We start from the raw sequence: 7,497 nt of genomic DNA, 5'->3' as shown, positions 1-7,497 counted from the left end.
TCTGCCCAACGATCCAAAGGGGAGCGGGCAAAGGAGGCACGCATCCGTCAGGTCGCAAACGCAGGTTACAGCGCAATTCGGGCGACCTCTAGGTCACCGTAACCCGTTTGACGCCGTTCAAAAGCAAGACCAAGTGTTTTGGCGGCCTCTTTGGCTTTTTGTGTCAAAGCTGGATCATCGGTTTGCGCCTGATAAACCAGCTTTTCATAATTGCCGAAATACATATCACGAAGCTCGGGATGGCGATCTAAACCCATCGGTTTAATCACGAAGGCTTCAAACTGGCGGACCAAAAAATCCGTCAAATAAAACGCGGTAAATTCACTTTCACTTTGACCCTCAAATCTTTGATTTCCCTCAAAAAAACTATAACAGTGAGGGCCTGAAATCATCTTAACACCTAACGTGTCACAGGCGGCTTGAAGCAACCCGCCGGTCCCACAATCTGCGTAAACAATAAAGATCTCGTCATAATTGGCCCGGTGTTTTTTAACGGCGTCTTGAACGGCCTCAGTTATTTTTTCCGGATACAGGTGAAGCTTTGCAGGCAAGCAGGTCAGATCCATGTGAGACCATCCATTTACCTTCTTAAGGTCTAAAATCTCACGCGCCAAAGCCCCGCAGGCGATCAAAAGAATGCGACCCGTTGCCAGATCGTTTAGGCCTGTCTCTGTTAGCTCTGTGTCGTTGATTTCATTCATCTTAACACCTTATGAAGAAGGCCCGCTCCGAATTATTCGCAACAGGCCCGTTTTTCAAATTTGTAACAGCTTTTGGGCCTTAGGCGGACAGTTGATTGTGCTTGCGATCCATGAACTCTTTGGCGGTTTCGACCGCAACAGCCGCGTCACGACAATAGGCATCTGCGCCAATCGCTTTGCCAAATTCTTCGTTCAGGGGGGCGCCACCAACAAGAACAACATAGTCGTCACGAATACCTTGTTCGATCATCGTGTCGATCACGACTTTCATATAGGGCATCGTCGTAGTGAGTAGGGCGGACATCCCGAGAATGTCGACTTCGTCGTCTTCCATCGCTTCTAGATAGGCTTCGACCGCGTTGTTGATGCCCAGATCGACCACCTCAAAACCGGCACCTTCCATCATCATGCCAACAAGGTTCTTTCCGATATCGTGGATGTCGCCTTTGACAGTGCCAATTACCATCTTACCAACACGTGGTGCACCAGTTTCTGCCAGCAATGGCTTGAGGATAAACATGCCCCCCTTCATTGCATTGGCTGCTAAAAGAACCTCGGGAACGAACAAGATCCCGTCACGGAAATCTGCGCCAACAATGGTCATGCCGCCAACAAGCGCCTTGGTCAAAACATCGTAGGGTGCCCAATCACGCGACAACAAAATGTTCACACCTTCTTCGATTTCCTCTTTGAGGCCATCGTAAAGGTCGTCAAACATTTGTTGAACAAGTTCTTCGTCGTCCAGTTCAGACAGGATGATATCGTCTTCATCTGACATGTTATTTCCTTCCGTGAGGGTGGGAATACCCTATCGTTTCTTCTCTTTTGTCAGAATGTCGCGGGGTCACTTTTCGATTTGCGACATTGATCGTGCTATGCGCGACCAAAAACTGAATTTCGTGGGCGTAATGCTGTCTTCTCAAGAAAGCAGGCGGGTAATTCGGTTAAAGATCTAATCTAAAACCGAATTTAGCGCCCTTAACTTGCGCGGCGACGATTACGACGCGTGCGCCGTGGTTCTGCGGTGTCGTCACCTGTGCCATCTGATGCGGACGTGAATGCGCCAAGCTTGGCTGTGATTTCATCCAATGAGGGACGTTCGGTCATGACGCGCGTGTCCAATGCCTCGCGCATTGCCCGCAAGTGCTCGGGCATTGTGCCACAACATCCACCGATGATTTTTGCACCACAAGCGCGTGCCATAACGGCATAATCTGCCATCAATTCTGGTGTGCCATCATAGTGGATATGACCTTCGACGTATTTGGGGATGCCTGCATTGCCTTTAGCGACGATCGGCACCTCATTGTCTTGCGCGGAGAACCCTAAGATCGTGCGCAAAAGATCAGAAGAACCAGTGCCACAATTTGCGCCATAGGCGAGTGGGGTATTTTCAATATCACTGACCATTTTGACCATATCTGCGCTTGTGACACCCATCATGGTGCGACCGGCTGTGTCAAAGCTCATGGTACCAACCCAGTCGATGCCTGCGAGGGCGAAACCTTCGGCTGCCGCGCGGTATTCTTCTGGTGCAGAGATGGTTTCGACCCAAGCCACATCAGCGCCACCGGCTTTAAGCCCATCAGCAGTTTCGTGGAACATTTCCACGGCCAATGCATGCGTCAACTCGCCAACGGGTTCCATGATTTCGCCTGTAGGGCCAACAGAACCGGCAACAACAACTTTGTGGCCCGCTTGATCCGCGATGTCGCGCGCGATTTCCGCTGAGACGCGGCTCAATTCATGGGCGCGTTTTTCTGCGCCGTGCAATTTCAGGCGCGAGGCATTTGCGCCAAAAGAGTTGGTGAGAAAAATATCACTACCAGAGTCGACGGCACCACGGTAAAGCGTGCGGATTTTTTCAGGTTCGTCCGTGTTCCACATCTCAGGAGCATCACCCGACATCAAACCCATATTAAATAGGTTCGTTCCCGTCGCCCCATCGGCCAACAAGGCCCCTTTTTCTTCGAGAAGCTTAATAAGGATATTGGTCATAGTGCACGCCTCAAATCTGACTTTGATGTTGCTGTGTCATGACGCACGTCTTGAAGCCAGTTCATAATATTCATCAAAGTTATGAATTTCGTGTGGTTTCGATGCGGGGATGGGATCAGGTGCATGAACTTCACGTGTGATGTCAGTCAATCCTGTGACCAACCCCCACGGTGTTGGTGCTGCTGCGTATCGCGGTTCCCATTTGGGCGCGAACGTTGATTTGAATTGGCGCAAACCAGTTCCGCCAGCTTTTACAACAGCTTGACGAGCGGCCCATCGGAAAAACCCGCTTGCGGGATCGGGGCAAGCAGGGGTGGATGCCAGATTAACACGGGGTATCCCAGCACGTGCAGCCGCTGATATACCAGCGTGAACCAAAGCATGCATTGTTCCATCTGGTATGATGTCAATGTGGCGCATCAAATCCAGACACCATTCATTTTTACCTTTTTGAAAGCTGACAAAGGCGCAAAGGTGGCCATTAACATGGGCGCGGGCGATAAAGTGATGGCGCAGGTAATCGATTTCAAAACGCCCCATTGTGCCGCCTCGTGCATGCCCATGAGCTATTTGCCATTGTTCGTCGACGTGTTGCATTTGAGACCACGGGAATTGGGTGTCGACCTCAATCATTAGGTCGGATTTCTGCGCGTTACGCAGTTTCCGCCGCAAGCTGCGCAGCTTTGGCGTTTCAAGAGTGAAGCTTTGCGTGCAAATGATGGCATCGTCGTACATATGGATCATCGACCACTTAAACTTGCGCAAGACGGCGGCGTTTCGGGCGTTGCATTTATAGATGAAAGCGGTTTTTCCCAAAATCGCGGCTTCGGTTTTTAATGCGCATACAGTTGCCGCCATCGATCCTGTGACTGGATTGCAAAACGATGTGACAGTCTGCGGTGTTGGCCAAAGTGCACATGCGCCGTCTGACGTTGCCAAAATGCACCCACCGTTTTGCGCTATAATTTGATGGTCTGCTTGGCCCGTGGTTTCAAGCCACGTTTGTTGTATGGGTTGCCGTCGGGGAGCTGTTTTTAACGGCTTCATCAGCGCAAGGGACGCTCCAAAGGCGGGTAAGGCGTAATAGATAATACGAAACGCTATAATGCTCCCAAGTATCTCACCTGAGGGAATTTGTGGCAGTAAGCCAAGCATCATTAGCTCAAAGGGACCAACGCCGCCCGGGGTATTCGATAAAAGTGCTGTGCCAAGTGCAAGCATGAATAAGGGTAAGAAAATCAAAAACGATAAATCAATGTGGGTTGGCAATAACACAAACAATGCCGCAGCTGCGGCTGTTGTGTCGATTGAAGTCCAGAAAAGGATCGCCAGACTGCTCTGAAAGTTTGGAAAGCGAAACGTGTTTCCTCTCATTACAAATTTCGGCCATCGAAACATGGCTAGTAAGCCAAGGGGCGTAAGGCCAAATACGATCATTGCGGGCAGTTTTGTCCACGCAGGGGCAGGTAGAACAAGGCAAAGCAGCGAGGTAACAGCGAGCCAACACGGCATGAATGATAAGGATACAAAGGTCGACAGTTTAAGGGCTGTTGGCATCGTAATGTCCGGTAATATGCTTCAACGCGCAAGAGCGCCCGTAAAAACTCCAGCGCCTAGCGTTTGCCCCAGTGCGATAGAGGCCGTGCCGGACAAACGCGTTTGCCTTGGAGCGATACGCGTTTGGAAATGTTGATGAGCGACACCGTCATAACGCCCCACTGTCCATAAGCTTATTAGAGTAATAAGCAATCGCCAATCCCCAATTGACCCAATGAATACCAGTGATTTGGTTTGGGATACTCGCGAGCAGGTTTTGTGTGAGGTGGGGCAACAGCTCGGATAAACACCAACTCAAGATCACCAGCGGCACCCCGGCACGCAAGAAAAATTGGCAACGAAACTTGGCTTTAACCTTGTTTAGCATTCTTATTCCCCAAATTGACCCAAGATCGAGGTTAGTCGCTAAGCATCACTATGAAATTAACGGCTGAACAGCCTTTGGCCCAACTAAACGCAATAATGACTGTGAATTTCGGTGATTTTGTCTAAATTTGACGTTTGACTGAGGGAGAGACGTTTGACTGAGGGAGAAATGGGATCAATACCAGCTTTGAGAGCTGCGTAGCTTGCGACGCTCGGGTCCTTGCCTTAAGAGGGCGACATCAGAGAGGGACTCGGACCCTTTCCATTAGTTGAAAGGACGCCCATGGCCCGGCGCAACAAAATTTACGAAGGCAAAGCAAAGATCTTGTATGAAGGCCCAGAGCCCGACACGATCGTCCAGTACTTTAAGGATGATGCGACTGCTTTTAACGCACAGAAAAAAGATGTCATTGACGGTAAAGGCGTGTTGAACAACATGCTATCCGAATATTTCATGACCGGTTTGAAGCAGATTGGCGTGCCAAACCACTTTATCAAACGCCTCAACATGCGCGAGCAATTGTGCAAGTCCTGCGAAATTGTGCCGCTCGAAGTGATCGTGCGCAACTATGCAGCTGGTACGATGTCAAAACGTCTCGGCATTGAAGAGGGCAAGCAATTGCCACGTCCAATCGTGGAATACTGCCTGAAAGATGACAGCCTCGGCGATCCGTTGGTGTCTGAAGAGCACATCGCGGCTTTCGGTTGGGCAAGCCAGCAAGACATGGATGATATCCTAAGCCTTGCATTGCGGGTTAACGACTTTTTGTCAGGCGTTATGTTTGCTGTCGGAATCAAACTGATCGACTTTAAGATCGAAATCGGCCGTGTTTATGACGGTGATTTTCAGCGTTTGATCGTTGCAGACGAAATTAGCCCAGACAGCTGTCGTTTGTGGGATATCGAAACGGGTGAAAAGCTGGACAAAGATGTGTTCCGCCGCGACCTTGGTAACCTGTCAGATGCTTACACTGAAGTTGCGCGTCGTTTGGGTGTGTTGCCAAAGAACGCAACTCCAATTACGAAACCAACCCTTATCAACTGATCTTTGGTTGATAGGGCGTTTTTTAGAAAATGAAGATAGGGGCGAGAGCACTATGAAAGCTCGTGTACATGTGATGTTGAAAAATGGCGTGTTGGATCCACAAGGTGAGGCCGTGCGCCACGCTTTGGGTGCGATGGGTTTTGATGGCGTCAATGGCGTGCGTCAGGGAAAAGTTGTAGAACTCGACCTTGCCGACGGTTCAACCGAAGCTGATGTCGCACAAATGTGCGAGAAACTGCTCGCGAACACTGTGATTGAATCCTACAAGGTGGAGTTGCTCTGATGCATGCTGCGGTCGTTGTTTTTCCTGGATCGAACTGTGACCGTGACCTAGCGGTGGCCTTTGAGGCGGCGGGTGCCAAAGTTTCGATGGTTTGGCACAAAGACACCAAATTGCCTGAGGGTGTGGATATCGTTGGCGTGCCCGGCGGTTTCTCTTTTGGTGATTATCTGCGCTGTGGCGCAATTGCTGCAAATTCCCCGATCTGCAATGAAATCAAAGCACATACAGACCGTGGCGGTTACGCCGTGGGTATCTGCAACGGTTTTCAAGTTTTGACGGAAACCGGCATTTTACCGGGTGCTTTGCTGCGCAATGCAGGCCTGAAATACATCTGCAAGACCGTTGGTCTAAAGGTGAAAACGACAGCCAATGTGTTTACCGAAAGCTACAATGTTGATGATGTGATCGATATTCCAATTGCGCACCACGATGGCAACTATTTTGCCGACGATGAGACCATTGCGCGTTTGCAAGGCGAAGATCGTGTTGCTTTCACCTACACCGAGAACCCGAATGGAGCTAAAGCCGATATTGCAGGCATCTTGTCTGCCAATGGCCGTGTCTTGGGTATGATGCCACATCCTGAACGCGCAGCTGATGCGGGGCATGGTGGCACAGACGGGCAGGCGTTGTTTCGCGCATTGTCTGGCGTTCTAACGCCTGCATGACTTGAGCCGCACGCGCCTTCGGTCTAAGTTCGTCCGATGGTAAGTGAACGCGTCCTCAAACAGAATAAAACGATCAGCTGGCGTGTCCGGCTGGCGTTGGTCATCCTTTTGGTACTTGCGGTTGTTACGGTTTCCATAACAAATCGCCTGTTAACCGATCGCTTCACCGAAACCACCAGAAACCGCGCCGAGCTGCGGCTTGCACTCTATTCAGGTAACCTTCGTTCAGAGTTGCGACAAAGCGCGATTGTGCCGCAATTGTTGGCGCGTGACCCGACATTGATCGGGGCTTTGAATTCGGCTGATTATTCACGCTCTACACAACGGCTGATTTCTTTTGTGGAAGAAATCGGTGCGGCCTCATTGGTTCTATTGGACAGCGATGGGCGTACTGTTGCTGCGACAGACCGTAATCATTTGGGCGAAAGTCACCGCAACGATGCATATTTTGTCAACGCGCTGCGCGGGCAGGGCACTATCTTTACGGTGGTTGAGCGCGGAACTGGTGGCTACGCTTTTCATTATTCACGCCGTGTTCAATCGGGCAATGAAGTGCTGGGTGTGATTTCCGTCGAGGTGGATCTACAAAAGTTCGAACGCGCATGGGCGGGTATCTCAGACGCTGTCATTGTGGAAAACAGCGAAGGGCAAATCATTCTTGCGACAGAACCCCGCTGGCGCGGGGGCACGGAAGACGAAGCACTGGCGAGACAAAACCCACAAAGCGCGATTGAGCGGGCCATTCGTGTCACGGCTGATTGGACCGCATTGCCAGCGGATGCCTACCTTCAGGGCGAAGCGGTGATGCGCCTTGAGAACCGCGTAGCATTTCGCGGGTGGCGTATCGTTTCGTTCACGACCTATGCGTCTGTTCGTGAG

The 7,497-nt window shown here is 50.7% G+C and carries 8 protein-coding genes; 4 read left to right on the top strand and 4 right to left on the bottom strand.

The annotated features are described in order from the left end of the window. Window positions 1-65 precede the first annotated feature (65 nt). From ABJO30_10560 to ABJO30_10545, 4 genes are all read right to left on the bottom strand, one after another. Window positions 66-701, bottom strand: coding sequence for a DUF1638 domain-containing protein (locus ABJO30_10560; protein MEP3233258.1), 636 nt, complete (start codon window positions 699-701; stop codon window positions 66-68). A gap of 79 nt (window positions 702-780) precedes the next feature. Next, a complete protein-coding gene (locus ABJO30_10555) occupies window positions 781-1,479 on the bottom strand; it encodes a B12-binding domain-containing protein (GenBank protein MEP3233257.1) in 699 nt (232 codons plus the stop codon). A 200-nt stretch (window positions 1,480-1,679) separates the two neighbouring features. Beyond that, entirely contained in the window at window positions 1,680-2,699 is a 1,020-nt protein-coding gene (gene bmt, locus ABJO30_10550; protein ID MEP3233256.1) for a betaine--homocysteine S-methyltransferase, read from the bottom strand. Between the two features lie 36 nt (window positions 2,700-2,735). Continuing rightward, the gene (locus ABJO30_10545; protein ID MEP3233255.1) at window positions 2,736-4,256 is read right to left on the bottom strand and encodes a phosphatidylglycerol lysyltransferase domain-containing protein; all 1,521 of its coding nucleotides are present in this window, start codon (window positions 4,254-4,256) and stop codon (window positions 2,736-2,738) included. Window positions 4,257-4,905: 649 nt separating this feature from the next. On the opposite strand from ABJO30_10545, the gene purC reads away from it, so the two are divergent. The 4 genes from purC to ABJO30_10525 form a co-directional block, all read left to right on the top strand. Then, on the top strand, window positions 4,906-5,667 hold the full coding sequence (purC, locus tag ABJO30_10540) for a phosphoribosylaminoimidazolesuccinocarboxamide synthase (protein MEP3233254.1): 762 nt from the start codon (window positions 4,906-4,908) through the stop codon (window positions 5,665-5,667). A gap of 52 nt (window positions 5,668-5,719) precedes the next feature. Further along, window positions 5,720-5,950 carry a phosphoribosylformylglycinamidine synthase subunit PurS gene (purS, locus tag ABJO30_10535; protein ID MEP3233253.1) on the top strand — a complete coding sequence of 77 codons (231 nt, stop codon included), beginning with the start codon at window positions 5,720-5,722 and terminating at the stop codon, window positions 5,948-5,950. Further along, a complete protein-coding gene (gene purQ / locus ABJO30_10530; GenBank protein MEP3233252.1) occupies window positions 5,950-6,618 on the top strand; it encodes a phosphoribosylformylglycinamidine synthase subunit PurQ in 669 nt (222 codons plus the stop codon). Before purS ends, purQ begins: the two co-directional genes overlap by 1 nt. A 36-nt stretch (window positions 6,619-6,654) precedes the next feature. Continuing rightward, window positions 6,655-7,497, top strand: an 843-nt coding sequence (locus ABJO30_10525; GenBank protein MEP3233251.1) for a hypothetical protein, incomplete at its 3' end; no start/stop codon positions are given.

This window comes from Hyphomicrobiales bacterium, assembly GCA_039973685.1.
Taxonomy (GTDB): domain Bacteria; phylum Pseudomonadota; class Alphaproteobacteria; order Rhizobiales; family JACESI01; genus JACESI01.
The sequence above is the reverse complement of the archived record's forward strand: the minus strand, read 5'-3'. Positions and strand labels throughout refer to the sequence as shown.

Coding starts and splice junctions, on each gene's coding strand:
- ABJO30_10560 (MEP3233258.1), bottom strand. CDS start 701: ATGAATGAAATCAACGACACAGAGCTAACAGAGACAGGCCTAAACGAT.
- ABJO30_10555 (MEP3233257.1), bottom strand. CDS start 1,479: ATGTCAGATGAAGACGATATCATCCTGTCTGAACTGGACGACGAAGAA.
- purS (MEP3233253.1), top strand. CDS start 5,720: ATGAAAGCTCGTGTACATGTGATGTTGAAAAATGGCGTGTTGGATCCA.
- bmt (MEP3233256.1), bottom strand. CDS start 2,699: ATGACCAATATCCTTATTAAGCTTCTCGAAGAAAAAGGGGCCTTGTTG.
- purQ (MEP3233252.1), top strand. CDS start 5,950: ATGCATGCTGCGGTCGTTGTTTTTCCTGGATCGAACTGTGACCGTGAC.
- ABJO30_10545 (MEP3233255.1), bottom strand. CDS start 4,256: ATGCCAACAGCCCTTAAACTGTCGACCTTTGTATCCTTATCATTCATG.
- purC (MEP3233254.1), top strand. CDS start 4,906: ATGGCCCGGCGCAACAAAATTTACGAAGGCAAAGCAAAGATCTTGTAT.